The following is a 26,629-nucleotide window of genomic DNA, read 5'->3' as shown; positions in this document are numbered from 1 at the left end:
GGTGGGGGACGGGCGTGAGGGAGGGGAGGGGAGGGTCACACGGGCGTGCCGGCCAGGCGGTGGATCGCGGCCATCGGGACGGGCAGCCAGTCGGGGCGGTGCCGGGCCTCGTACAGGACCTCGTACACCGCCTTGTCGGTCTCGTGGGCGCGCAGCAGCTCCGGTTCGCCGCGCGGGTCGGTGCCCGCCGCCCGGGCGTAGCCCTCGCAGTACGCGGCACGGCAGCGGGCCGCCCACTCGGGGTTCCACGGCCGGTGCGAGCGGGCCGCGTAGTCGAAGGACCTGAGCATGCCCGCGACGTCACGTACCGGCGGCTGCGGGCTGCGGCGCTCGTGCAGCGGACGGGCCGGTTCGCCCTCGAAGTCGATGAGCGACCAGAAACCGTCCGGCCCGCGCAGGGTCTGCCCCAGGTGCAGGTCGCCGTGGATCCGCTGCGCGGCCCATCCCTTTCCCGTACGGCCCAGCGCGGCGACGGCGTCGAAGGCGGTGCGCAGCCCCGGTACGTACGGCACGAGGGCCGGGACCGCCTGCGCGGCGCTCTCCAGCCGCTCGATCATCCCGGCCACCAGGTGGCCGGTCCGCTCCTGGGCGAGCGCGGGTGTCGGCAGGGCCGCCGCCAGGGCCGTGTGGACCTCGGCCGTGGCCCGGCCCAGCGCGTGCGCCTCGGGCACGAAGTCGCGTCCCGCCGTGAGCGAGGCCAGGGCGAGCTGCCAGCCGTCCGCGGCTCCGCGCAGGAACGGCTGCAACACCCCGAGGGTGAGCGGCTCAGGGGTCTCCGCCTCGAACCAGGCGACCGGGGCGGGCACCCGGCGGCACCCCTCGCGGCCGAGTGCGAGAGGCAGCTCCAGGTCGGGGTTGATGCCGGGGAAGACCCGCCGGAAGATCTTCAGGATGTAGGCGTCGCCGTAGACCAGCGAGGAGTTGGACTGCTCGGTGTCCAGGACGCGCGGGGGCAGTCCCGCCGGGATCGGCACGGCCTGTTCGAAGGTGAGGTGGCCGAGCGAACCCGGGTTACGGAATCGTTCCAGCAACAGGTCGGCGACGCGCGGGTCGTGCAGGCCCTCGTACAGGGTGCGGCCGGCCAGCGGGCCGTCCGCGACCTGCCCGATGCGGGCCCCGGCCAGCCGCGGCGGCAGTGTGGTGCGCACGCCGAGCAGGAGCTGGTAGCAGTCCTCGTGCGACTGCGGGGTACGGCTCGGCTGGTGGGCGCGGACGAGCAGATGCAGCAGGCCGGGGCCCGCGGCGGAGGCGTCCAGCGGCAGTATCTCGGTGGCCGCGACGAGGGAGAAGCCGGTGACCGGCTGGCCCTTGCCCGCGAACCAGCGCTGCCGTGGCAGCCATTCGTGGAGCAGGGGGACGAGTGACGGCAGCAGCGCCGTCGTGCCCGAGGCGCTCGCGGGACTTCGTCTCGTCGACTGTGTCGTTGTTGTGCTCTTCGCCAGGGCGACTCGAGTGGATGCAGCCTCCGACATGGCATCGCGTCCTTTCCCCGGGCACACCACAGGATGCGAAGAGTGTCCCGGATTGCGGCAATGGCTGTCCGGCTGTGCGGGACGTGTCGGGAGAGGATGGTCCGTACGGACTCGATCAATGGGCCCGAAGGGCCCGGAGGGAGCCCGGAAGAGCTCGATATGGGGGAGAGTGCCCCGTGCGGGGCGGCGGAAACCGCCCCGCGGGCGGCGCCGGAAGGCGAGGCGCCGCCGGCCGGCCGACCGGTTCGGTCAGCCGACGGGAACGTCCTTCCGCAGCCGGAACCAGTAGAAACCGTGCCCGGCCAGGGTCAGCAGGTAGGGCCACTGTCCGACCGCGGGGAAACGGACCCCGCCGATCAGCTCCACCGGATGACGCCCGTCGAAGGCGCGCAGATCGAGCTCCGTCGGCTGCGCGAAGCGCGAGAAGTTGTGGACGCACAGCACGAGGTCGTCCTTGTACTCGCGGGTGAAGGCGATGACCGCCGGGTTCGACGACGGCAGTTCGCTGTACGAGCCGAGGCCGAAGGCCGGGTTCTGCTTGCGGATCTCGATCATCCGCCGTGTCCAGTGGAGCAGTGAGGACGGTGAGGCCATGGACGCCTCGACGTTGGTGACCTGGTACCCGTAGACCGGGTCCATGATCGTGGGGAGGTAGAGCCGCCCCGGATCGCTGGAGGAGAAGCCGGCGTTGCGGTCCGGGGTCCACTGCATCGGGGTGCGTACGGCGTCGCGGTCACCGAGCCAGATGTTGTCACCCATCCCGATCTCGTCCCCGTAGTAGAGGATCGGCGAGCCGGGGAGGGACAGCAGCAGGGCGGTGAACAGCTCGATCTGGTTGCGGTCGTTGTCCAGCAGGGGGGCGAGGCGGCGGCGGATGCCGATGTTGGCCCGCATGCGCGGATCCTTGGCGTACTCCGCGTACATGTAGTCGCGCTCTTCGTCCGTGACCATCTCGAGCGTGAGCTCGTCGTGGTTGCGCAGGAAGATGCCCCACTGGCAGCCGGAGGGGATCTCCGGGGTCTTCGCCAGGATCTCCGAGACCGGGTAGCGGCTCTCGCGCCGGACGGCCATGAAGATCCGCGGCATCACCGGGAAGTGGAACGCCATGTGGCACTCGTCGCCGCCGGCCGGGAAGTCGCCGAAGTAGTCGACGACGTCCTCCGGCCACTGGTTGGCCTCGGCGAGCAGCACGGTGTCCGGGTAGTTGGCGTCGATCTCCTTGCGGACCCGCTTGAGGAAGTTGTGGGTCTCGGGGAGGTTCTCGCAGTTGGTGCCCTCGCGCTGGTAGAGGTACGGGACGGCGTCCACCCGGAACCCGTCGATGCCGAGGTCCAGCCAGAAGCGCAGGGCCGAGATGATCTCCTCCTGCACGGCCGGGTTCTCGTAGTTGAGATCGGGTTGGTGCGAGAAGAACCGGTGCCAGTAGTACTGCTTGCGCACCGGGTCGAACGTCCAGTTGGACGTCTCGGTGTCGACGAAGATGATCCGCGCGTCCGGGAACTGCTTGTCGTCGTCGGCCCAGACGTAGTAGTCACCGTACGGCCCGTCGGGGTCGGTGCGGGACTGCTGGAACCAGTCGTGCTGGTCGCTGGTGTGATTCATGACGAAGTCGATGATCACGCGCATGCCGCGCTGGTGCGCGGCGTCGACGAACTCCACGAAGTCGGCGAGGTCGCCGAACTCGGGCAGCACGGCGGTGTAGTCGGAGACGTCGTAACCCCCGTCGCGCAGAGGCGACTTGAAGAAGGGGGGCAGCCAGAGGCAGTCGACACCGAGCCACTGCAGGTAGTCGAGCTTGGCGGTCAGACCCTTGAGGTCGCCGACGCCGTCGCCGTTGGAGTCCTGGAAGGACCGGACGAGTACCTCGTAGAAGACGGCGCGCTTGAACCAGTCGGGATCGCGGTCCTTGGCGGGAGTGTCCTCGAACAGGTCGTGGACGGGCTCATTGACGATCATGGTGTGGGTGACCCTCCGGTCGGCGGGGACGGTCGCAGGACGGCGACGTGCGCGGGTGTCACACCCGGCTCCAGACGCACATAGAAGGTCCTGCCCCAGTGATAGGTGGCGCCGGTGAGCTCGTCGCGCACCGGCACGCTCTCGTGCCGGTCGAGGCCGAGGCGCGGCATGTCCAACGAGACCGTGGCCTCCTGGGTGTGGTGGGGGTCGAGGTTGACGACCACCAGGACGACGTCCGCACCGGAACGCTTGCTGTAGGCGATCAGCGCCCCGTTGTCGACGTGGTGGAAGTGGACGTCGCGCAGTTGCTGGAGCGCGGGGTGGCGACGCCGGATCCGGTTGAGCGAGGTGATCAGAGGGGCCAGTGAGCGGCCCTCACGCTCCGCCGCATCCCAGTCCCTGGGCCTGAGTTGGTACTTCTCCGAGTCCTGGTACTCCTCGCTCCCGGGATGCACCGGGGTGTTCTCGCACAGCTCGAATCCCGCGTACACACCCCAGGAGGGGGAGAGCGTGGCGGCGAGCACGGCCCGCGCCTCGAAGGCCGGGCGGCCGCCGTCCTGGAGGTAACCGGGAAGGATGTCGGGCGTGTTCACGAAGAAGTTCGGCCTCATGTACGAGGCACTCTCGCCCGCGAGCTCCAGGGCGTACTCGGTGAGTTCCTGCTTCGTGTTACGCCACGTGAAGTACGTGTAGGACTGCTGGAAGCCGACCGCGGCCAGCGTGCGCATCATCGCGGGCCGGGTGAACGCCTCGGCCAGGAAGATCACGTCCGGATCGGTGCGGTTGACGTCGGCGATCACCTTCTCCCAGAAGACGACCGGCTTGGTGTGCGGATTGTCGACACGGAAGATGCGTACGCCGCGGTCCATCCAGAACCGCAGGACCCGGACGCTCTCCGCGACGATGCCGGCCATGTCCTTGTCGAACGCGATCGGGTAGATGTCCTGGTACTTCTTCGGCGGGTTCTCGGCGTAGGCGATGGATCCGTCGGGGCGGTGGTGGAACCACTCGGGGTGCTCGGTCACCCAGGGATGGTCCGGCGAGCACTGGAGCGCGAAGTCCAGTGCGATCTCCATCCGCAGGGTGCGGGCCGTCCGCACGAAGTGGTCGAAGTCCTCGAGCGTGCCGAGATCGGGGTGGACGGCGTCGTGACCGCCCTCGGCCGAACCGATCGCCCAGGGCACCCCCGGGTCGCCCGCGGTGGGGGAGAGGCTGTTGTTGGGGCCCTTGCGGTGGGTGGTGCCGATCGGATGGATCGGGGGCAGGTAGACCACGTCGAACCCCATCGCCGCTACGGCCGGGAGCCGCTCGGCGGCCGTACGGAAGGTGCCGCTGACCATCCGCGGGGCCGGGGCGGCGAGACCCGCCTCCGCCGCGGGGCCGCTCCCCCCGCCCGCCGCCTCGGCCGACCGCGGTGTGCGGGCGGGTTTCGCGGGCACGGCCGGTTCCGGGTGCGCTCCCTCGGAGCGCGGGAAGAGCTCGTACCACGACCCGTACAGCGCGCGCCGGCGTTCGACGAGCAGTGGCATCGGCCGGGAGGCGGTGACCAGTTCGCGCAGGGGGTACCGGCCGAGCACCTCGTCGACCTCGGGGGTCAGCGCGGCGGCGAGCCGTTCGGCCTCCGGGCGGCCCGCGTCGCGCAGCGCGTCCACGGCGGCCAGCACCGCCTCGCGCCCCTCCCGCTTCGGCACACCGGCGGCGGCCCGCTCGTACAGCTCCGCGCCCTCCGCGAGGACCAGCGCGACGTCGATACCGGCCGGAACCTTGATCCGTGCGTGGCCGCGCCAGGTCGTGACCGGATCGCTCCACGCCTCGACCGTGTAGGTCCAGTGCCCCTCCGCCGTCGGGGTGACGTCACAGCCCCACCGGTCCGTCCCCGGGGCGAGTTCGCGCATCGGCGTCCACGGGCCGGGCCGTCCGCTCGGATCGCACAGCACCACGTCCGCGGCCACCGCGTCGTGGCCTTCACGGAAGACGGTGGCGCTGACCTGGAAGGTCTCGCCTGCGACGGCTTTGGCCGGCCGTCTGCCGCAGTCGACGAGCGGACGGACGTCCAGGACGGGAATGCGACCGATCATGGAATCACCTGGGGGCTGGAGCTCGGCATGCACGGAACGCGGAGTGGGTGCGAGGGGCTGACCGCGCGCGCCGCGATGGTGGGGTTGCGTCCTTTGTAGCTGCTCGGTCGTCGGCTGGCGGGCTGTGTGCATGGCCGCTCCTGTCCGCGTTCACTCGAATGGCACTCGAATGGCAGGTGCGCGAGGATCACGTGCTCGGAATCGGGGCACCTGGGCTGCGCTGCGCGGGTGGGTACGGTGGAAGCCTTCCCCCCGCTTCCGCGCCGCCAACCCGACGGCGTGTTAACTCCGGGGTGCACGCCGTGCACGCGCTGTGCGCGCGGCGTGCCGTTCCCCGGCCGACGCGTCACGCACAGACCGCAGCCTTCCGTGCGGTGCGAAGCGCCACAAGACCGCGCGAGGTGGGGAAATCAGCCATATCGCCCGGGATGGAGGTGAGCCCGTCCGGCGCCTGGGCCGATCGGGGCCGGCGGGGTGCGCGGGACGGCCGGGGCCGAAGCGGAACGCGGGGGGCGTGGGAGGGCGCGCGCGGCGCGACGGACGGGCCCGGGGCGGGCGGTCCGTGCGGCACCGGCCCCACTGAGCCGGTCGCGCGCCGTCGCCGCGTTCGGCGGCACGCCGCTACCGTCGAGGGTGACGGAGAGGACGCACACCGTGGTGCGTCCCCTCGGATCCGTACGTCCCCTGTAAAGGTGGGATACGTGAAGGCCATTCGTCGATTCACCGTGCGTCCCGTCCTCCCCGAACCCCTGCGACCGCTCAGCGACCTCGCCCGCAACCTGCGCTGGTCCTGGCACACCGAGACCCGACAGCTCTTCCAGGAGGCCGACCCGGAGGGCTGGCGGCCCGCGGACGCCGACCCCGTGCGCCTGCTCGGCGCGGTCTCCGCCGCCCGTCTCACCGAGCTGGCCGGGGACCAGCACTTCGTGCGCCGCCTCACGGAGGTGTCCGAGAACCTCCGGGAGTACCTCGACGGCCCGAGGTGGTACCAGGAGCAGCTCGGCCGGGGCGCGGAGCTCCCCGCCGCCATCGCCTACTTCTCCCCCGAATTCGGGGTCACCGCCGCGCTGCCCCAGTACTCCGGCGGACTCGGCATCCTGGCCGGGGACCACCTCAAGGCCGCCAGCGACCTCGGCGTGCCGCTCATCGGGGTCGGTCTGCTCTACCGTCACGGCTACTTCCGGCAGAGCCTGTCCCGTGACGGCTGGCAGCAGGAGCACTACCCGGTGCTCGACCCCAACGAGCTGCCGCTCACCCTCCTGCGGGAAGCGGACGGCACCCCCGGCCGGGTCGTGCTCGCCCTGCCCGGCGGGCGTTCGCTGTACGCCTCGATCTGGCAGGCCCACGTCGGCCGTGTCCCGCTGCTGCTGCTCGACTCCGACGTCGAGGAGAACGCGCCGGGCGAACGCGACGTCACCGACCGGCTCTACGGCGGCGGCAGCGATCACCGGCTGCTCCAGGAGATACTGCTCGGCATCGGCGGGGTCCGTGCCGTGCGGACGTACTGCCGGCTGACCGGGCACCCCGGCCCCGAGGTGTTCCACACCAACGAGGGCCACGCCGGATTCCTCGGCCTGGAGCGCATCCGTGAACTCTGCGACACCGGACTGGACTTCGACGCCGCCCTCGAAGTGGTGCGGGCCGGAACGGTGTTCACCACCCACACCCCGGTGCCCGCCGGCATGGACCGGTTCGAGCGCCAGCTCGTCGCCCGCCACTTCGGTGACGACGGCGAGCTGCCGGGCGTCGCCGTGGACCGGATCCTGCGCCTGGGCATGGAGACCTACCCCGGTGGTGAGCCGGACCTCTTCAACATGGCGGTGATGGGCCTGCGGCTCGCGCAGCGGGCCAACGGCGTCTCCACGCTCCACGGAGCCGTCAGCCGGGAGATGTTCTCCGGCCTGTGGCCGGGATTCGACCCCGCCGAGGTGCCGATCACCTCCGTGACCAACGGGGTGCACGCGCCGACCTGGGTCGCCCCCGAGGTCCTGCGCCTGGGCGCCAGGAAGTTCGGCACCGAACGGGCGGAGAACGCGCTCGCGGGCGCCGGGGTCGGCCAGGGGGAGAGCGCCGGGGACGGCCCGGCCGGCACCCCCCGGCGCTGGGACGCCGTCACCACCGTCCCGGACCGGGAGATCTGGGAGCTGCGCCGGGGGCTGCGCGAGCAGCTCGTCACCGAGGTCCGCAAACGGCTCTACGCCTCATGGCGCAGGCGCGGCGCCGGCACCGCCGAACTGGGCTGGATCGACGACGTGCTCGATCCGGACGTCCTGACCATCGGCTTCGCCCGCCGGGTCCCCTCGTACAAGCGCCTGACACTCATGCTGCACGACCGCGACCGGCTCCGGGCCCTCCTGCTCCACCCCACGCGCCCCATCCAGATCGTCGTCGCCGGCAAGGCACACCCGGCCGACGACGGAGGGAAGCGGCTCGTCCAGGAGCTGGTCCGGTTCGCGGACGACCCGCGCGTGCGTCACCGCATCGTCTTCCTGCCGGACTACGGCATGGGGATGGCGCAGAAGCTCTACCCGGGGTGCGACGTCTGGCTCAACAACCCGCTGCGCCCCCTGGAGGCCTGCGGCACGAGCGGGATGAAGGCCGCGCTGAACGGCTGCCTCAACCTCTCGGTGCGCGACGGCTGGTGGGACGAGTGGTTCGAACCGGACTTCGGCTGGGCGATCCCCACAGCCGACGGCTCCGCCACCGACGAGGAGCGGCGCGACGAGCTGGAGGCGGGCGCCCTCTACTCGCTGATCGAGGAGCGGGTCGCCCCCCGCTTCTACGACCGCAACGCCGAGGACCTCCCGGAGCGGTGGATCGAGATGGTCCGCCGCACCCTGGTCACCCTGGGGCCCAAGGTCCTCGCGGGCCGCATGGTGCGCGAGTACGTCGAGCGGCTCTACGCCCCCGCGGCGCTGGCCCGCCGGGCGCTGGGGCCGGCCGCAGCCCAGGAGCTCGCCGCCTGGAAGGCCAAGGTCCGCGCTGCCTGGCCCCGGGTGGCCGTGGACCATGTGGAGGCCTCGGCCGACACCGTGGTGGGCGGCTCCGCCGAGCTGGGCTCCACCCTCGCGCTCCGGGTGCGGATCGCTCTGGGCGGCCTGGACCCGGAGGACGTGGAGGTGCAGGTGGTGGCCGGACGGGTCGACTCCGGTGACGCGATCGCCGAGGCCCAGACCTTCCCGCTGAAACCCGCCGGCGGTCACGACCTGGCGGACCGCTGGCTGTACGAGGGTCCTCTCGCCCTCGACCGCACGGGGCCCTACGGGTACACGGTCCGGGTCCTGCCCTCGCATGCGCTGCTTGCCTCAGGTGCGGAGCTGGGACTGGTCACGGTCCCGGCCGCCTCGGCGGTCGAGGGCGGCGGAGTGCTGCTGCGCTGACACCCGTCCAAAGGGCCCGGCACCCGCCGGGTGGCGGGCCCTCCGGTGTCCGGCTTTCCTTTTCGCCCGTATCCGGTGGAACCGACCGGGGTGATTTCACCGTGATCTCGCTAACATGACTGCCGGTGCCTCAGAGGCTCACGAGCCACCGACGCGACAGCGATGCGCCCCCGGGCGCGAGTGGAGGTCAGCACGGTGAACGGCGGCGGAGGCCGAGCGAGACGCCTGACCCGTCGGCTGGCCGCGCAGGGCGGCACCGCCCGGCCGTTGCACATCCGCCACCCGGAGACCGTCGGCGCCGTGCGGGCGGACCGCTTCACCACGACCGCCCGGATGCGCTGGCTCCACACGGCCAGCACGCGGATCGGTACCACGCTCGACCTGGAGCGGACGGCCGAGGAACTGGCCGCCTACAGCGTGCCCCGGCTCGCGGACGGTGCCGCCGTCGACCTGCTGGAATCCGTACTGCACGGCGAGGAGGGCGAGCGCGTCACCGGGAGCGCCGTCCCCGTCACCCGGGCCATGGCCGTGCGGGCCGTCGAGGCGCTGTCCGAGCTGGAGCCCTCCCCGGTCGGCGAGGTCGTCGACCGCCGGGAGCGCCGCGAGACCCTGCTGACCACCCACTGCCTGCGCAACGGCGAGGCCGTGCTGGTCAGCAGGATGACCGAGGAGGACTTCGAGCGCGTCGCCCCGACCGACAGCGCGGCGGCGGCCATGCGGCGCCAGGGCGTCCACAGCTACCTGGCCGTGCCGCTGATCGCGCGCGGCGTGCTGCTGGGCTCGGCCGACTTCGTACGCGCGGGCGACAGCCCGCCCTTCAACCGGGCCGACGCGGAACTGGCCGGTCAGCTCGCCGCGATGGCGGCCGTGTTCATGGACAACGCCCGCCTCTACGGGCGCGAGCGCCAGCACGTCCTCTCCCTCCAGCGCAGCCTGCTCCCGCGCGCCACGCCGCACACCCCCGGCCTGCGGGTGCGCGCGCACTACGCGCCCGCCGCCGACGCGCACGGCGTGGGCGGCGACTGGTACGACGTGGTGGCACTGCCCGGCGGACGGACGGCACTGGTCGTCGGCGACGTCACCGGGCACGGGGTGGCGGCCGCCGCCACGATGGGCCGGCTGCGGACCGTGGCACGCACGCTCATGACGCTGGACATCGCGCCCGACCGGGTACTCGCCCGGCTGGACCTGGCCACCCGCGACCTGGAGGACGACCAGGTCGCCACCTGCCTGTGTGCGGTCTACGACCCGGCCGACGCCAGCTACACCATCGCGAGCGCGGGCCATCCGCCGCCGCTGCTGGTGGACGGCGAGGGCGGCTCCCGGTTCCTCGACGTGCCGGTCGGGGCGCCGCTCGGTACCGGAGTCATCCCGTACGACCCGCTGCGGACGCACGCCCCGCCCGGCAGCCGGCTCGTCCTCTACACCGACGGACTGGTCAAGACCCGTACCGACGACGTGGACGTCCAGCTGGAGGGGTTGCGCGCGGCCGTGGGCGCGATGGCGCCGGAGGACCTGGACGACGGGGGCCTGCACCTTCTCCTGGGGCAGGTCGAGGGCCGATTCGACGAGGCGGTGCTGCTGGTCGCCCGGGGCTGCGAGCTGCCGCCGGAGGCAGGTCTGCGGGTGTGGGACCTGCCCACGGAGGGCAATCCCGCCTCCACCGCCCGCAGGCTGGTCACGGACCAGCTCACCCGGTGGGGGCTGGCCGATCTCGCCGACGTCACCGAACTGGTCGTCAGTGAACTGGTCGGCAACGCCATGCGGTACGGCGGCGGTCCCGGCCGCCTCCGGCTGCTGCGCGACGAGCGGATCGCGGTGGAGGTCGCGGACACCGGGCCCGATCTGCCCCAGATCCAGCACGCCGGCGTCAGCGACGAGGGCGGCCGGGGGTTGCAGCTCATCAACATGCTGTGTCGCAGGTGGGGTTCGTGCCGTACGGCCGGCGGCAAGGTCGTGTGGGCTGAGCAGAACATCCCGTCCTGACCGCCACCGGACCGCCCCGTGCGGAACGGGCCCGGGAGAGGTCTGCCTCTCCCGGGCCCGTTCGGTACTGAGGGGGCGGCCGGTGGCCCGGCGCGCCGCGTGCTCAGCGTGTGGTGCGGGTGCTCAGAAGGTGAGCTTGACGCTGTTGAAGGTGCCGGTGTCGCCCGAGTACACGTCCTGGATCCGCAGGTTCCAGGTGCCGTTGGCCACCTCGGAGGAGGCGTTGACCGTGTAGGTCGCCACCACGTTGTCCGCGGAGTCGCTGGACGAGGAGTTCTTCAGCCGGTAGGCCGTACCGTCCGGGGCGACCAGGTCGAGGACCAGGTCACCGCGGTAGGTGTGCGTGATGTCGACGGCGACCGGGAGGGCGCTCGGCGCGTTGCCGCTGCGGCCGCTGACGACGACGGGGACGTTGGTGGTGCTGTTGTCGGCGATGGCCTTGACGGTCGTGTTCTGGAAGACCGTGCCGCCCGGGTCGGTGCCGCCACCGGGGCGGGTGCCCACGTTGATGCCGGCCCAGGCGTTGGCGACCGCGGTGTACTCGGCGCTCGTGGTGCCGTACAGCTCACCGGCCACGGCGAGGGTTCCGGTGCGGGCCGCCGCGTAGTTCGTGGTGGAGGTGAACTTCGTGGTGAGCGCCTTGAACCAGATCTGCAGCGCCTTGTCCCGGCCGATGCCGGTCACCGGAAGGCCGTCGGACGTCGGGGAGTTGTAGGACACCCCGTTGACGGTCTTGGCGCCGCTGCCCTCGGAGAGCAGGTAGAAGAAGTGGTTCGCCGGGCCCGAGGAGTAGTGGACGTCCACGGAGCCGATACCCGAGTACCAGGAGTCCTTGGAGGCACCGTCCTTGCTCGGCTTGTCCATGTAACGCAGCGGGGTGCCGTCGCCGTTGATGTCGATCTTCTCGCCGACCAGGTAGTCGCCCGGGTCGGTGGCGGTGTTGGAGTAGAACTCCACACCCGCCGCGAAGATGTCCGAGGTGGCCTCGTTGAGGCCGCCGGACTCACCGCTGTAGTTCAGGCCTGCGGTGTTGGAGGTGACGCCGTGCGTCATCTCGTGGGCCGCCACGTCGAGCGAGGTCAGGGGAGCGAGGTTCCCGCTGCCGTCGCCGTAGGTCATGCAGAAGCAGCTGTCGGACCAGAAGGCGTTGACGTAGGAGTTGCCGTAGTGGACGCGGGAGTACGCGCCGACGCCGTCGCCCTTGATGCCCGTGCGGCCCATGACGTTCTTGTAGAAGTCCCACGTCTCGGCGGCGCCGTAGTGGGCGTCGGCGGCGGCCGTCTCGGTGTTCGACGCGCTGCCGTTGCCCCAGATGTCGTCGGCGCCGGAGAAGAGCGTCCCGGTGCCCGAGGTGCCCCGGTTGAGGTTGTACGTCTTGTGGTTGCCGCGCGCGGAGTCGGTCAGGTTGTACGAGCCCGAGCTGCTCGAGGTGCCGAGCGTGACCTGGCCGCTGTACTGCGTGTTGCCGGTGCCCGTCTCGATGGCCTGCCACTCGTACAGCTTGGCGCCGGTCGAGGCGTCCGTGATCACGTGGAGTTCGTTGGGGGTGCCGTCGTGCTGGAGGCCGCCGACCACGGTCTCGTACGCGAGCTGCGGGGTGCCGCTCGCCGTCCAGACGACCTTGCGCGGGGCCTTGGAGGCCTCGGTGCTCTTGGAACCGTCGGCCCGGGCCGCGGTCAGTGCCTGCTTCTCCGCGGTGGCGGGCGCGACGTCCGCCGTGGTGCCGACCGCCTTGAGCTGCGCGCTGGTGGCCCGTGACGCCTTGGTGACGCCCTCCGTGGTGCCGGTACCGGACTCGGAGACGACCAGGTCGCCGCCGAGGACCGGGAGGCCGCCGAGGGTGCGCTCGTAGCGGGTGTGCGTGGTGCCGTCGACGTCCTTGACCACATCGCGGACGACGAGCTTCTCCGTGGCGCCGAGGCCGAGTTCCTTGGCGGTGGCCGCCTTGGTGGAGTCGGCCTCGCGGAGCAGCTCGGCGCGCTGGGCGGGGGAGAGCTTCGCGGGAAGCGCGCCCGGGTCGGCGCCCTTCGCGGCGGCGGCCGGTGCGGCTGAGGTGGCGTCGGCCGGGGCGGCGGAGGCGCCGCTCTGGACTCCGACGGCGAGGAGGGCTGCTGCGGCTATCAGAGCGCCGGTCGCGGTGGCACGACGGCTGGGCGTGGATCTCACGCGGACTCCTTCTGCGAGGGGGGTCACCGGCAGGCTGGGTGAGTCGGCCGGACGGAGCAGGCGGTGCGCGGAACGGGGGAAGAGTGTCAGCAGAAGGCGGGGTGTGTCAGGACCGCGTCAACACAATGGCCGGAACTCGTCCGTTGGCGGAATGGTCATGTTCGTTAAGCGGACGTTTCCCCGCGTGTCATCCCTGTGGCGTAGGACGGGCCCCTGAGGGCGCACGACCAGAACGCGCAGGGTGCGTTGAGATTGCGTTCGATTAAGCGACGTTCGCACAGACGGGCGGCAAGCGGACGGCGGCCACCAGATGAGACGGTGCGGCGCCGTGGCCGGTTCCGCACCGTCTCCCGGCGGCCGGTTTTCCACTCGCCGGTGCCGCGTCAGGCCAGGCTCTCCCGCCAGGCGCGATGCAGCCCGGCGAACGTGCCCGTACCGGCGATGAGTTCGGCCGGGGTGCCGTCCTCGACGATCCGGCCGCTCTCCATCACCAGCACCCGGTCCGCGATCTCCACGGTCGACAGCCGGTGCGCGATCACCACCGCCGTCCGGCCGTGCAGCACCGTGTCCATCGCCCGCTGCACCGCACGCTCCCCGGGGATGTCCAGCGAGCTCGTCGCCTCGTCCAGGATCAGCACCGCCGGATCCGCGAGCAACGCCCGTGCGAAGGCGACCAGCTGGCGCTGCCCCGCCGAGATCCGGCCGCCCCGCTTGCGCACGTCCGTGTCGTACCCCTCGGGCAGGCCGCTGATGAAGTCGTGCGCGCCGATGGCCTTGGCCGCGTGCTCGATCTCCTCCGGGGTCGCCTCCGGACGGCCGATCGCGATGTTCTCGGCGATCGTGCCGGAGAACAGGAACGCCTCCTGCGTCACCATCACCACACCCCGGCGCAGTTCCGCCGTGGCCAGGTCGCGCAGATCGGTCCCGTCCAGCAGGACCCGGCCCTCGGTCGGGTCGTAGAAGCGCGCCAGCAGCTTGGCGAGCGTCGACTTCCCCGCGCCCGTGGAGCCGACCACGGCCACGGTCCGGCCCGCCGGGATGGTCAGGTCGAAGCGTGGCAGGACCTCGCCACCCGTCCGGTACGCGAACCGCACGCCGTCGAACACGACCTCGCGGCCCGGCCGTTCACCGGCCAGGGCGGGCAGCTGCTTCGGGGAGGCAGGCTCGGGAACGGCGGGCGTCTGCGCCAGCAGTCCCGCGATCTTCTCCAGCGAGGCGGCCGCGGACTGGTAGGAGTTGAGGAACATCGCGAGCCGGTCGATCGGGTCGTACAGCCGCCGCAGGTACAGCACGGCCGCCGCCAGCACCCCGAGCGCCAGCGTCCCCGAGGCCACCCGGTAGGCGCCCCACAGGACCATCGCGGCCACCGCCGTGTTGGCGACGAGCCGGGAGCCGACGACGTAGCGCGCCATCTCCAGCAGCGCGTCGCCGTTCCTCCGCTCGTGGCGGTGGTTGAGCACCGCGAAGTCCGCGTCGTTGACGCGCTCCCTGCGGAAGGCCTGCACGGGACGGATGCCGTTCATCGTCTCGGCGAACTTCACGATGACCGCGGCGATCGCGGAGGAGCGTGCCGAGTAGGCCTGGGACGCGCGGCGCCGGTAGGTGCGGACCAGCAGGTACAGGGGGGCGAACGAGGCCACGGCGATCGCGCCGATCCCGAGGTCGAGCCAGAGCAGCATGAGGGAGATCGACACGAACGACAGCACGACGCCGATGAGCTCCTGCAGCCCCTCGCCGAGCAGTTCGCGCAGGGACTCCACATCCGTGGTCGAGCGCGAGATGAGCCGGCCCGAGGTGTAGCGCTCGTGGAAGTCCACGCTCAGCGCCTGTGCGTGGCGGAAGATCCGGCCGCGCAGGTCGAGCAGTACGTCCTGGTTGATCCGGGCCGCGGCCCGGATGAACGCGTACTGCATCAGCCCGGCGCCGACCGAGCACACGGCGTATCCGGCACCCACGGCGATCAGCGGCCCGTAGTCGTGGTCCCGGAACGCCGGGACGCCGCTGTCGATGGCGTACGCCACCAGCAGCGGCCCCGCCTGCACGGCGGCCTGCTGGACCACCAGGAGTACGGAGGCCAGGACGACCCGGGCACGCAGCGGTGCCAGCAGTGAGGTCAGCAGCGCCCGGGTCGCCCCGCGAGGGGCGGGCAGGGCGTCCCGGTCGAACGGGTCGCCGGTGCCGGACGGCGGGGGCGCCCCCTCTCCCGGCAGGTCCTCGTCGGCGACGGCCCGGCCGTCGGTGGTGGTACTGGTCATCGGATGCTGCCCTCCTCGGCAGTGGTGACCACGGCGCGGGCGCCGGTGTCCACCGGGCGTCCCGTGCCCGCGGCACCCTTCGCTTCCTCCGGGCCCGCGCCGCCGGCGGCCTCCGCACGGTCCACGCCGCCGCCCGCGGCTTCCGCGCCCGCGGGACCTTCCGCACCTTCCGCGCCCGACATCAGCCAGGCGTACTCGGCGTTGCCGCGCAGCAGCTCCTGATGGGTCCCGATCGCGCTGATCCGGCCCCCGGACAGCAGCGCCACCCGGTCGGCCAGCATCACCGTGGACGGCCGGTGGGCCACGACGATCGCCGTCGTCCGCTCCAGCACACGCCGCAGCGCCGCCTCCACCAGCGCCTCCGTGTGCACGTCCAGGGCGGACAGCGGGTCGTCGAGCACCAGGAATCGGGGTTCGCCCACCACGGCCCTGGCGAGCGCCAGGCGCTGGCGCTGGCCGCCGGACAGGCTCAGCCCCTGTTCACCGACCTGGGTGCCGATGCCGTCGGGAAGGTCGTACACGAAGTCCGCCTGCGCGACCGACAGGGCCCGGCGCAGCTCCTCCTCGCCCGCGTCCTCCGCGCCCATCAGCACGTTCTCCCCGACGGTCGCCGAGAAGAGCGTCGGCTCCTCGAAGGCCACGGACACCAGCTCGCGCAGCCGGGACCGTTCCATCCCCGCGATGTCCTCGCCGTCCAGGAGGATCCGTCCCCCGGTGACCTCGTGCAGCCGGGGGACGAGCGCCGTCAGGGTCGTCTTGCCCGAACCCGTCGCCCCCACCAGAGCCATCGTCTCGCCGGGCCGGATGTGCAGGTCGATGCAGGCCAGTACGGGCGGGGAGCCGGGCGCCGCGTCGGGATGGCGGAACTCGACCCCCTCGAAGACGATCCCCGGACCGCCCGCCGCCGAGGCGGTGCCCGCGCTCCCGGGGGCCTGCTCCTGCGCCACGTCCATGACCTCGAAGAAGCGGTCGGCGGCCGTCGCGGACTCCTGGCTCATCGCCAGCAGGAAGCCGATCGACTCGACCGGCCAGCGCAGCGCCAGCGCCGTCGACAGGAAGGCGACGAGCGTCCCCGCCGACAGACCGCCGTCCGCGACCTCGATCGTGCCGAGCACCAGCGCGGCGCCGATCGCCAGTTCGGGGATGGCGGTGATGAGGGCCCAGATCCCCGCCAGGAGCCGTGCCTTGCCCAGCTCCGTGGCCCGCAGCCGCCCGGCGAGCGCGTGGAAGGCGCGCGCCTGGCTGCGGTGCCGGCCGAACCCCTTGACGATGCGGATGCCCAGCACGCTCTCCTCGACGACCGTCGTCAGATCGCCGACCTGGTCCTGCGCCTGCCGCGCCACCAGGGAGTACTTCGTCTCGAAGACGGAGCAGAGGATCACCAGAGGAACCGCCGGAGCCAGCAGCACCAGCCCGAGGGACCACTCCTGGGCGAACAGGATGACGAAACCCACGAGGATCGTCGTCGTGTTGACCAGCAGGAAGGTCAGGGGGAAGGCCAGGAACATCCGGAGCAGCATCAGGTCGGTGGTCCCGCGCGACAGCAGCTGCCCCGAAGGCCAGCGGTCGTGGAACGCCACGGGCAGCCGCTGCAGATGCCGGTACAGGTCCGCGCGCAGCGCCGCCTCCACCCCCGCCAGCGGCCGTGCCACCAGCCACCTCCGCAGCCCGAACAGCCCGGCCTCGGCGAGCCCCAGGAGCAGCAGGTAGAGCGCGCCCAGCCACACCCCGCCCGGATCACGGTCCGCGACCGGGCCGTCCACCATCCACTTCAGGACGAGCGGGATCACCAGGGCGAGACACGACGCCAGGACCGCCACGAGAGCGGCGCCGAACCAGCGCGCCCGGACGGGTCGGACATAGGGCCACAGACGCAGGAGGGAGCGCACGGCGGACCGGTCCGTGGGCTCTGCACTTTTTTCGGGCATCACGAGCGAGCCTATGGTTCACCACTGACATCCCTCACGTGCTTTTCCGGTCGCCGCGAGCGGGTCGTACGCCCGCGTCAGCCGGTCGGCCGATGCCGGTGCGGGTGTGCGGGTGGATGCCGGGCCTCTCCGCCCGAGGCGCCGGCCGGGGGCCCGCCGGCCACCGACGTGGTGGGGTGCGCGCGCACGGCGCGGGCGGGCCGTCGTCGCCGGGGCGGGCTTCTGCGGGCCCGGGCCGGCGGTCGGCGGCCCGGCCCCGGGGGCGGCCCGGCTGCCACCACGCCGCTCACCCGGTCACCCGGAACAGCAGCACCGACCGCGCCGGCACACCCAGTGCCGTGCCGCCCCGGTGCACCGTCCCGGGCGCGGCCGACTGGTCCTCCCGCGAGGTGTCCAGCACCAGTTCGTACGTCCGGGCCCACGGGGCGCCGGGGAGGCTGAAGTCGCACGGGGTGTGCGCGGCGTGCAGGACCGCCAGGAAGCTGTCGTCGGTGATCTGCCCGCCGTGGGCGTCCCGGCCGGGGATGTCACGGCCGGAGAGGTAGAGGGCGAGCGTCGCCGCGGGTGCGAACCAGTCGTCCTCCGTCATCTCCGTCCCCCGCGGGGTGAACCACGCCAGGTCCCGCAGCCCGTCCGGGGCCTGGGGAGTACCGGTGAAGAACGCGCGCCGCCGCAGCACCGGGTGGGCGTGGCGCAGGGCCAGCACCCGGGCGGTCAGTTCGGTCAGCCCCCGCCACCGGGGCTGCTCCAGGAGCGACCAGTCCAGCCAGCCGACCTCGTTGTCCTGGCAGTAGGCGTTGTTGTTACCGCCCTGCGTACGGCCCATCTCGTCGCCCGCGACCAGCATCGGCACCCCGGTCGACAGGAGCAGCGTGGTGAGGAGGTTGCGCAGCTGCCGCAGGCGCAGGGCGTTCACCTCCGGGTCGTCGCTCTCGCCCTCGGCGCCGCAGTTCCAGGACCGGTTGTCGTCGGTGCCGTCGCGGTTGCCCTCGCCGTTGGCCTCGTTGCGCTTGTGGGTGTAGCTGACGAGGTCGCGCAGGGTGAAGCCGTCGTGCGCGGTGACGAAGTTGACCGATGCGTACGGGCGCCTGCCGCCCCAGGCATACAGGTCGCTGGATCCGGTGAGCCGGTAGCCGAGGTCCCGTACGTCGGGCAGCGCGCCGCGCCAGAAGTCCCGTACGGCGTCGCGGTAGTGGTCGTTCCACTCGGTCCACAGGGGTGGGAAGGCGCCCACCTGGTACCCGCCGTTGCCGACGTCCCAGGGTTCGGCGATCAGCTTGACCCGGCGCAGCACCGGGTCCTGGGCGATCACCGCGAGGAACGGGGAGAGCATGTCGACGTCGTGCATCGAGCGGGCGAGGGCCGCCGCGAGGTCGAAGCGGAACCCGTCGACCCCCATCTCCGTCACCCAGTAGCGCAGCGAGTCCGTGATCAGCCGCAGGACCTGCGGCTGCACGACGTCCAGGGTGTTGCCGCAGCCGGTGTAGTCCGCGTAGCGGCGGGCGTCCGGCTGCAGGCGGTAGTAGCCGCGGTTGTCGATGCCCCGCAGGGAGAGCGTCGGGCCGAGTTCGCCGGCTTCCGCGGTGTGGTTGTAGACCACGTCGAGGATGACCTCGATGCCTGCGGCGTGCAGCGCGCGCACCATCTTCTTGAACTCGCCGACCTGCCCTCCCGCCGTGCCGCTCGCCGCGTAGCCGGCGTGCGGGGCGAAGTAGCCGACGGAGTTGTAGCCCCAGTAGTTGCGCAGTCCGCGCCGCAGCAGGTGGTCCTCGTGGGCGAACTGGTGGACGGGCAGGAGCTCGACGGCCGTCACGCCGAGACGCCGGAGGTGGCCGACGGCGGCCGGGTGGGCGAGTCCGGCGTAGGTGCCGCGCAGGTGCGGGGGGATGTCCGGGTGGAGCTTGGTGAAGCCGCGGACGTGCAGCTCGTAGATGACCGAGTCCGCCCACGGGGTCTTGGGCCTGCGGTCGTCCGCCCAGTCGTCGTCGTCGTGGACGACGACGCCCTTGGGTACCAAGGGCGCGGAGTCCCGGTCGTCGCGCACCGTGTCGGCGACGTGCTGCTGCGGCCAGTCCCTCACATGGCCGTACACCTCCGGTGGAAGGGCGAACGTGCCGTCCACCGCGCGGGCGTAGGGGTCGAGGAGCAGTTTCGCCGCGTTCCAGCGGGCTCCGGTCCACGGGTCCCAGCGGCCGTGCACCCGGTAGCCGTACCGCTGCCCCGGCCGTACGCCGGGGACGAAGCCGTGCCAGATCTCATGGGTGAGCTCGGACAGCGGGAGCCGGGTCTCCCGGTCCCGGCCGTCGAAGAGGCAGAGCTCGACCGCCTCCGCCCCGCCCGCCCACAGGGCGAAGTTGGTGCCCGCCGACCCGTCCGGGCCGACCCGGTAGCGGGCCCCGAGCGGTGTCGGGGTACCCGGCCGTACGGGTGGTCCGCCCGGCCCGTCCCGTACGGCAGGTTCCCTCGCCACCACGCTTCCGGCCGCCCTCGGCGCTTCCTCCTGCTCCGCTGTGCTCGACACCTCTCGGCCTCCTGCGGCTCGTCGGACCGGTACCCGGCGAAAGGGCGCGCGGCGTCCCGGCCGCGGCCTTCCTGGTGTGGTCCTCCCCTGTGTTCTGCCCACGGCGGGGCCCGCACTCACGTTTCCCCCGGGCGGCTCCTGTCGTTGGGGGAGCGTGAACCACGTAGCGAAGAGAGCACGGGCGGGTACGGCCGCCGTGCTGACATGGGCAGGACTGTTCACCGTGCTGGCCGTGCTGACGGGCTGCACCGGGTCGGCGTCGTTCTTCGGGGACGACCGCGCCCCCGGGGAGGCCATCCGCATCGTCCCCGAGGACGGCGCGGAGAACGTCGGCGCGGACAGCAGGATCGAGGTCACTGTCCCCGACGGGCGGCTGGAACGGGTGAAGGTGACACGGACCGAGGACGCCGAACACGAGGAGGTGCCGGGCCGGATCGCGGAGAACGGCCGTTCATGGGCTCCCGCGGAGAAGGACTACCGGCTCGGACTCGCCGGCAAGTACAGCGTCGAGGCGGTCGCCGTCGACGGGGACGGCCACCGCGAGGCGCGCAGCACGACCTTCACCACCCTGGTGCCCAAGGACCGCTTCATCGGCTACTTCAAGCCGGAGAACCGGTCCACCGTGGGTACCGGCATGATCATCTCCTTCGACTTCAACCGGCCGGTGAGGAACCGCGCCGCGGTGGAGAGGGCCATCAGGATCACCGCGGAACCCGAGGTCGAGGTGGCGGGCCACTGGTTCGGCAAGGAGCGCCTCGACTTCCGCCCGGCCGCGTACTGGGAGCCGGGCACCGCGGTCACCGTCGACGTGGGGCTGCGGGACGTCGAGGGCGCCCCTGGGGTGTACGGCAGCCAGCGCAAGAGGATCACCTTCCGGGTGGGCCGGTCCCAGACATCCGTCGTCGACGTCCGCGACCACACCATGCGGGTGAGCCGCGACGGGGAACTCGTCAGCACGGTGCCCATCACGGCGGGCGCCGAGAGCACGACCACGTACAACGGGAAGATGGTGGTCTCCGAACGGCACGAGGTCACACGGATGGACGGGCGGACCGTCGGCTTCGGCGGCGAGTACGACATCGCGGACGTCCCGCACGCCATCCGGCTGACCAAGTCGGGCACCTTCCTGCACGGCAACTACTGGGAGTCGCCCGACATCTTCGGGACGGAGAACACCAGCCACGGCTGCATCGGCCTGCGTGACGTGAAGGGCGGCAGTTCCGACACCCCCGCCGGCTGGTTCTTCGAACGGACGCTCGTGGGTGATGTGGTCGAGGTCGTCAACTCCGCGGACAAGACCGTCGCCCCGGACAACGGCCTCGGAGGCTGGAACCTCGGCTGGGCCGCGTGGAAGGCGGGCTCCGCCCTGCGCTGACCCCTGCCCCGACCTGCACGGTCCCGGGGACGCCGTCTCCGGGACCGACGGGCGGCTACGGAAAGCCACTTGGGACGGAACAGTGACATTCCGGGGGAGTCCTCCTCAGCCGCGGTGTGATTATCTTGCGCCGAGCGTGTGTACAGCGCGCGGGGGTGCGGGCCATGGCGGGGCCAGGCCGTGCGAGGGGAGACGACCACATTGAACGGGCAGCCGATATCGGGGGCATCGGCCGGGGCGAGCGGGGAGCGGCGTGGGCGCGGGGGCCCCGGACTTCTCGTACCCGTGCTGGGTGCGCTGCTGTTGCTGGTGACGGCGTGCGGCGGGGGCGCGGCCGGGAAGGAAGCCGGGAACGGCGGGGACACGGGCGCGAAGGCCGCCGACACCAGCGCCTCCCAGGCGGTGGTGACCGTCGCGCCGAAGGACGGCGCCGACGACGTGGCGACCAGCGGGGCGCTGAAGGTGTCGGCCTCGCAGGGCAGGCTGAGCACCGTCAAGGTCGCCGACCCCAAGGGTGGCGAGGTCGCGGGCAGGATCGCGGCGGACGGCCGGAGCTGGGTGCCCGACCGGCACCTGGCCGCCGCGACCAAGTACACGGTGCACGCGGTCGCCGAGGACGCGAAGGGCCGTGAGTCGGCGAAGGACACCACGTTCACGACGCTCGTCCCGCAGAACACCTTCATCGGGCAGTACACGCCCGAGGACGGCTCGACGGTCGGCGTCGGCATGCCCGTCTCGATCCACTTCACCCGGGGCATCACCGCACCGGAGGACGTGGAGAAGGCGATCACGGTGACGGCGGAGCCCGCCGTACGGATCGAACCCCACTGGTTCGGCAACGACCGTCTCGACTTCCGTCCCGAGGAGTACTGGGCGGCGGGCACGAAGGTGACCGTGCGGCTCGACCTCGACGGCGTCGAGGGCCGGCCGGGCGTCTACGGCAAGCAGGCCAAGACCGTGAAGTTCACCATCGGCCGCAGCCAGGTGTCCACCGTCGACGCCGGTTCCCACCGGATGAAGGTGGTCCGCGACGGCAAGCAGATCAAGGACATCCCGATCTCCGCGGGCGCCCCGTCGACGACCACGTACAACGGCCGGATGGTCATCAGCGAGAAGCTCAAGGTCACCCGGATGAACGGGGACACGGTCGGCTTCGGCGGCGAGTACGACATCAAGGACGTGCCGCACGCGATGCGCCTGTCCACCTCGGGCACCTTCATCCACGGCAACTACTGGGGCTCGTCCGGCATCTTCGGGTCGGCCAACACCAGCCACGGGTGCGTGGGCCTGCGGGACGTGCGCGGCGCCTGGGACGGAACGACCCCGGCCGCCTGGTTCTTCGACAACTCGCTGATCGGGGACGTGGTGGTCGTGAAGAACTCCCGCGACAAGGTGATCCAGCCGGACAACGGTCTCAACGGCTGGAACATGGACTGGTCGGAGTGGACCGCGTAGGTCCCCTTCCGCGTGGGCGGGCCCCGTGCCGTGAGCGACGGCACGGGGCCCGCCCGTGCCGTCGGCGGCCGACCCTCTAACCTGCCTCCCATGACCGTAACCCTCGAAGTAAGCGACGGCGTCGGGACGATCCGGCTGGACCGCCCGCCGATGAACGCCCTGGACATCGCCACTCAGGACCGGCTGCGTGAGCTCGCCGAGGAGGCGGCCCGGCGCGACGACGTGCGTGCGGTGATCCTCTACGGCGGCGAGAAGGTGTTCGCGGCGGGCGCGGACATCAAGGAGATGCAGGCGATGGACCATCCGGCGATGGTGGTGCGCTCCAAGGCCCTCCAGGACGCCTTCACCGCCGTGGCGCGCATCCCCAAGCCCGTCGTGGCCGCCCTCACCGGTTACGCCCTGGGCGGCGGCTGCGAGCTGGCGCTCTGCGCCGACTTCCGGATCGCCGCGGACAACGCGAAGCTCGGCCAGCCGGAGATCCTGCTCGGCCTGATTCCCGGAGCCGGCGGCACCCAGCGCCTCGCGCGGCTCGTCGGTCCGTCCAAAGCCAAGGACCTCATCTTCACCGGCCGCCATGTGAAGGCCGAGGAGGCACTGGCCATCGGCCTGGTGGACCGCGTCGTGCCCGCCGCCGAGGTGTACGAGCAGGCGCACGCCTGGGCCGCCCGGCTGGCCAAGGGCCCGGCGCTCGCGCTGCGGGCCGCGAAGGAGTCCGTGGACGCGGGTCTGGAGACGGACATCGACACCGGGCTCACGGTCGAACGGAACTGGTTCGCCGGTCTGTTCGCCACCGAGGACCGGGAGCGGGGCATGCGCAGCTTCGTGGAGGAGGGGCCGGGCAAGGCCGAGTTCCTCTGACCGTACGCCGGTCCGGCACAACAGGACGCGCGTTCATCCGTGCGAGCGGATCGGTGGAACCTTAAGGCAGTCTTAAGGTTCCACCCGTGCGCGCTCCGTGCAATTACCGCACAGATCTGCGTCCTTGCTGCTGGAAGCAGGTGCCGAGGGACTCTTCATGCCTCTGGTATATGCCAGAAGACCCGACCGGAACGCCCCGTTCCGGGGGGTCGATTCCCGGAGACGGCCACGGGAGGCGTCGGGGGCGGCCATGATGGAGCGCATGGCGGGCCTGGAGGGTGTGGAGCAGCCGCGACCGCGAAGCAGTGCGGCGACGGCGAGCAGGATGTCGGCCGTTGATGACGAACGGCCTTTCCGGATACTGGAGTTGTTCGGGAACCCGACGGAGGGGGAGGTCCGGCTGCCCTCCCGCCCCGAGTCCGCCGCCACCGCCCGCCGGCTCACCTCCTGTGTGCTGCAGCGCCAGTGGGCGCTTCCCCCGCAGACCGTCGAGTACGGCGTGCTGCTCGTCTCGGAACTGGTGGGCAACGCGGTCCGTCACACCGGGGCCCGGTCCTTCGGGCTGCGCATGCTGCGCCGTCGCGGCTGGATCAGGGTCGAGGTGTGCGACCCCTCGCGTGGGCTGCCTTGCCTGATGCCGGTCCGGGAGATGGATGTGAGCGGCCGTGGGCTTTTCCTCGTGGACAAGCTCTCCGACCGGTGGGGCGTCGATCTCTTACCGCGCGGCAAGAACACCTGGTTCGAGATGCGCACGCTGGACCGCTGACGCGCAGGAGCCCCCGGCGGCCGGGGTGCGGCGCTTCGGGGGCTCCTGAGGGGGCCGTGGAATGGGGGGTGTGTCCACGGCCGCTCGTGGGACCTGGCTCGGGTCGGAGGAGGTCGCTCCACGACTATGGCATACGGGCGACCCCGGTGCCAAAGTCGCAAACCGCCCAAAATGGCGCAAGAGCGGTCGTTTCATCAAAGAATCGCAGGTGTAGTGGGTCACTCGCCTGGATTTCTCTGCATATCAATGAGCTTCACCGGATGATTCATTGATCATCTTCTGAAGGCGTCCATCCGTACCCTCCGCTCTTCGCGTCCTACTGTGTCTCGGGTCAGCCGGCAGCAGCATCCGAACCGACCGCGAGGTGACGGCCATGGACGGTCGCACGACCCCGGTGGCCCGCCGCGGCGCCCTGCGCGCCGCCGCCGGGGCCCTCCTGGCAGGCGCCGCCACCGCGGGCTGCGCACGGGACGCGCCTGCCTCCCACCACGCTCCGGCCGGCCCCGCGCCGACCCCCTCGCCGTCCGCGGGCAAGGCCCACGGGGCCGGCCGCCCCGCCGCCGCCCCGCACCGCTTCCCCGGCCGGCCCGGCCAGATCGAGCACGGGCCCCGCGACCGTCCACGGGTCGCCCTCACCTTCCACGGACAGGGCGACCCGGCCCTGGCCCGTGCGGTGCTGGACGAGGCGGAGAGGGCCGGTGCCCGGCTCACCGTCCTGGCCGTCGGCACCTGGCTCGACGAACACCCCCGGATGGCCACGAGGATCCTCGACGGCGGACACGACCTCGGCAACCACACACAGAACCACCTCGACATCAACGCCATGGACGAGAAGCGGGCGTACGAGGAGATCACCGGCTGCGCCCGGCGCCTGCACCGGCTCACCGGCTCCATCGGCACGTGGTTCCGGCCCTCGCGCGCCCGGTACGCCACCCCTCTCGTGCAGGACCTCGCCCGCCGGGCCGGCTACCCGCACGTCCTGTCCTACGACGTCGACTCCCTCGACTTCACCTCGCCGGGCGTCGCCGCCGTCACCCGCAAGGTCGCCGGCGAACTCCGCAACGGATCGGTGGTGAGCCTGCACTTCGGTTACCGGGACACCATCGCCGCGCTTCCCCTCCTCCTCACCGAAATCGACCGGCGCCGACTGCGCGCGGTGACCACGACGGAGCTGCTGACCTGATGCTTCCCTCCACGCGCACCACCACCACCCTCGCCACCACCCTGCTCGCGGGCCTGATGGCCGCCGCCCTCGCCGCCTGCGGGTCCCCCGCGGACCGCGGGGCCGCGTCCTCGCGTACCGAGGCGGCCGTCGCGCCGGTCAGGTCCGCACGGGCCGCGACCCCGCCCGGGCTCCCCGGGATGCCGCCCGTGCTCGATCCCGCGGACATCTACGCAGCCGACCGGCCCGGCCGGCTGGCGCCCGCCGTACGGGACTTCCCCTCGCGGGTGTACGTACCCAACACCAACTCCGACACCGTGTCGGTGATCGACCCGTCGACGTACAAGGTCGTGGAGACCATCCCCGTCGGCGATCAGCCCCAGCACGTCGTCCCCTCCTGGGACCTCAAGACGCTCTGGGTCAACAACGACCTCGGCGACAGCCTCACCGCCATCGATCCTGCGACCGGCAGGACCGGGCGCACGGTCGACGTGTCCGACCCGTACAACCTCTACTTCACCCCGAACGGAAAGTACGCCGTCGTGATGGCCTCGATGGACCGGGAGCTGGTCTTCCGGGATCCGAGGACCATGGACCGGGCCAAGGCCGTGCCGGTGAGCTGCGCGGGGGTCAACCACGCCGACTTCTCCGCCGACGGGCGGTTCTTCATCGTCTCCTGCGAGTTCTCCGGCGAACTGCTCAAGGTCGACACGGAGCGGATGGAGGTCGTCGGACAGCAGAAGCTGCCGCTGCAGGGCGCCATGCCGCAGGACGTGAAGCTGTCCCCCGACGGCCGGACCTTCTACATCGCCGACATGAAGGCGCACGGCGTGTGGGTCCTGGACGCGGGATCGTTCCGTACCCCGAAGCTGCTGCCCACCGGCAAGGGCTGCCACGGGCTCTACATCAGCCGTGATTCCAGGGAGATGTACATCACGAACCGGGACGAGGGCTCCGTGTCCGTCTTCGACTTCGGCAAGAACGCGCTCACCAAGAAGTGGCACCTTCCCGACGGCGGCAGCCCGGACATGGGAGGCGTGTCCGCCGACGGCAAGGTCCTGTGGCTGTCGGGGCGCTACGACGCCGAGGTGTACGCGATCGACACGGCGGACGGCAGGCAGCTGGCCAGGATCCCGGTGGGCAGCGGGCCGCACGGGCTGGCGGTCTACCCGCAGCCCGGCCGCTACTCGCTCGGCCACACCGGCGTCTTCCGCTGACGTCCGGCGCCGGCGGCGGACGTGCGGCGGCTGTCCCTGCCGCTCGTCCGCACG

15 protein-coding genes are annotated in these 26,629 nt (G+C 71.8%); 8 read left to right on the top strand and 7 right to left on the bottom strand.

All coding sequences use genetic code 11. From position 1 onward, the window contains the following. Positions 1 to 35 precede the first annotated feature (35 nt). From BA175_RS08145 to BA175_RS08135, 3 genes are all read right to left on the bottom strand, one after another. Positions 36 to 1,472 carry a maltokinase N-terminal cap-like domain-containing protein gene (locus BA175_RS08145; RefSeq protein ID WP_069170622.1) on the bottom strand — a complete coding sequence of 479 codons (1,437 nt, stop codon included), beginning with the start codon at positions 1,470 to 1,472 and terminating at the stop codon, positions 36 to 38. A gap of 249 nt (positions 1,473 to 1,721) precedes the next feature. Beyond that, entirely contained in the window at positions 1,722 to 3,428 is a 1,707-nt protein-coding gene (gene treS / locus BA175_RS08140; protein ID WP_069170621.1) for a maltose alpha-D-glucosyltransferase, read from the bottom strand. Further along, entirely contained in the window at positions 3,425 to 5,506 is a 2,082-nt protein-coding gene (locus tag BA175_RS08135) for an alpha-1,4-glucan--maltose-1-phosphate maltosyltransferase (RefSeq protein WP_069170620.1), read from the bottom strand. The genes treS and BA175_RS08135 overlap by 4 nt, the downstream gene beginning before the upstream one ends. A gap of 701 nt (positions 5,507 to 6,207) precedes the next feature. On the opposite strand from BA175_RS08135, the gene glgP reads away from it, so the two are divergent. Beyond that, on the top strand, positions 6,208 to 8,886 hold the full coding sequence (glgP, locus tag BA175_RS08130) for an alpha-glucan family phosphorylase (protein WP_069170619.1): 2,679 nt from the start codon (positions 6,208 to 6,210) through the stop codon (positions 8,884 to 8,886). Between the two features lie 195 nt (positions 8,887 to 9,081). Then, the gene (locus BA175_RS08125) at positions 9,082 to 10,872 is read left to right on the top strand and encodes an ATP-binding SpoIIE family protein phosphatase (protein WP_069172004.1); all 1,791 of its coding nucleotides are present in this window, start codon (positions 9,082 to 9,084) and stop codon (positions 10,870 to 10,872) included. Positions 10,873 to 10,995: 123 nt separating this feature from the next. On the opposite strand, the gene BA175_RS08120 is transcribed toward BA175_RS08125, so the two are convergent. The 4 genes from BA175_RS08120 to glgX form a co-directional block, all read right to left on the bottom strand. After that, the gene (locus BA175_RS08120; protein ID WP_069170618.1) at positions 10,996 to 13,038 is read right to left on the bottom strand and encodes a M4 family metallopeptidase; all 2,043 of its coding nucleotides are present in this window, start codon (positions 13,036 to 13,038) and stop codon (positions 10,996 to 10,998) included. A 383-nt stretch (positions 13,039 to 13,421) separates the two neighbouring features. Continuing rightward, on the bottom strand, positions 13,422 to 15,293 hold the full coding sequence (locus BA175_RS08115) for an ABC transporter ATP-binding protein (RefSeq protein WP_069170617.1): 1,872 nt from the start codon (positions 15,291 to 15,293) through the stop codon (positions 13,422 to 13,424). Continuing rightward, positions 15,290 to 17,221 carry an ABC transporter ATP-binding protein gene (locus BA175_RS08110; RefSeq protein ID WP_254667835.1) on the bottom strand — a complete coding sequence of 644 codons (1,932 nt, stop codon included), beginning with the start codon at positions 17,219 to 17,221 and terminating at the stop codon, positions 15,290 to 15,292. The genes BA175_RS08115 and BA175_RS08110 overlap by 4 nt, the downstream gene beginning before the upstream one ends. 286 nt (positions 17,222 to 17,507) lie before the next feature. Next, positions 17,508 to 19,742, bottom strand: a complete 2,235-nt coding sequence (gene glgX, locus BA175_RS08105) for a glycogen debranching protein GlgX (RefSeq protein WP_069170616.1) — start codon at positions 19,740 to 19,742, stop codon at positions 17,508 to 17,510. 154 nt (positions 19,743 to 19,896) lie between these two features. On the opposite strand from glgX, the gene BA175_RS08100 reads away from it, so the two are divergent. From BA175_RS08100 to BA175_RS08075, 6 genes are all read left to right on the top strand, one after another. Beyond that, complete coding sequence (locus tag BA175_RS08100) at positions 19,897 to 21,117, top strand: L,D-transpeptidase (protein ID WP_069170615.1); 1,221 nt, start codon at positions 19,897 to 19,899, stop codon at positions 21,115 to 21,117. Positions 21,118 to 21,318: 201 nt separating this feature from the next. Continuing rightward, positions 21,319 to 22,572 (top strand): L,D-transpeptidase, encoded by a 1,254-nt coding sequence (locus BA175_RS08095; protein WP_069170614.1) that lies wholly within the window; start codon positions 21,319 to 21,321, stop codon positions 22,570 to 22,572. 90 nt (positions 22,573 to 22,662) lie between these two features. After that, complete coding sequence (locus BA175_RS08090; protein WP_069170613.1) at positions 22,663 to 23,430, top strand: enoyl-CoA hydratase/isomerase family protein; 768 nt, start codon at positions 22,663 to 22,665, stop codon at positions 23,428 to 23,430. A 250-nt stretch (positions 23,431 to 23,680) separates the two neighbouring features. After that, the gene (locus BA175_RS08085) at positions 23,681 to 24,196 is read left to right on the top strand and encodes an ATP-binding protein (RefSeq protein ID WP_069170612.1); all 516 of its coding nucleotides are present in this window, start codon (positions 23,681 to 23,683) and stop codon (positions 24,194 to 24,196) included. A gap of 373 nt (positions 24,197 to 24,569) precedes the next feature. Further along, positions 24,570 to 25,379, top strand: a complete 810-nt coding sequence (locus tag BA175_RS08080; RefSeq protein WP_069170611.1) for a polysaccharide deacetylase family protein — start codon at positions 24,570 to 24,572, stop codon at positions 25,377 to 25,379. Further along, positions 25,379 to 26,575: a YncE family protein gene (locus BA175_RS08075; RefSeq protein ID WP_069170610.1), complete on the top strand. Its 1,197-nt coding sequence runs from the start codon at positions 25,379 to 25,381 to the stop codon at positions 26,573 to 26,575. The genes BA175_RS08080 and BA175_RS08075 overlap by 1 nt, the downstream gene beginning before the upstream one ends. The last annotated feature ends 54 nt before the right edge of the window (positions 26,576 to 26,629 follow it).

The sequence above is a fragment of the Streptomyces griseus genome, assembly GCF_001715295.1.
In the GTDB taxonomy this organism is placed as follows: domain Bacteria; phylum Actinomycetota; class Actinomycetes; order Streptomycetales; family Streptomycetaceae; genus Streptomyces; species Streptomyces griseus_G.
The sequence above is the reverse complement of the archived record's forward strand: the minus strand, read 5'-3'. Positions and strand labels throughout refer to the sequence as shown.

What these genes read in the sequence shown, in the direction of transcription:
- BA175_RS08145 (WP_069170622.1), bottom strand. Translation starts at nt 1,472, where the DNA reads ATGTCGGAGGCTGCATCCACTCGAGTCGCCCTGGCGAAGAGCACAACA.
- treS (WP_069170621.1), bottom strand. Translation starts at nt 3,428, where the DNA reads ATGATCGTCAATGAGCCCGTCCACGACCTGTTCGAGGACACTCCCGCC.
- BA175_RS08135 (WP_069170620.1), bottom strand. Translation starts at nt 5,506, where the DNA reads ATGATCGGTCGCATTCCCGTCCTGGACGTCCGTCCGCTCGTCGACTGC.
- BA175_RS08115 (WP_069170617.1), bottom strand. Translation starts at nt 15,293, where the DNA reads ATGACCAGTACCACCACCGACGGCCGGGCCGTCGCCGACGAGGACCTG.
- BA175_RS08110 (WP_254667835.1), bottom strand. Translation starts at nt 17,221, where the DNA reads ATGCCCGAAAAAAGTGCAGAGCCCACGGACCGGTCCGCCGTGCGCTCC.
- BA175_RS08090 (WP_069170613.1), top strand. Translation starts at nt 22,663, where the DNA reads ATGACCGTAACCCTCGAAGTAAGCGACGGCGTCGGGACGATCCGGCTG.
- BA175_RS08085 (WP_069170612.1), top strand. Translation starts at nt 23,681, where the DNA reads ATGATGGAGCGCATGGCGGGCCTGGAGGGTGTGGAGCAGCCGCGACCG.
- BA175_RS08080 (WP_069170611.1), top strand. Translation starts at nt 24,570, where the DNA reads ATGGACGGTCGCACGACCCCGGTGGCCCGCCGCGGCGCCCTGCGCGCC.
- BA175_RS08075 (WP_069170610.1), top strand. Translation starts at nt 25,379, where the DNA reads ATGCTTCCCTCCACGCGCACCACCACCACCCTCGCCACCACCCTGCTC.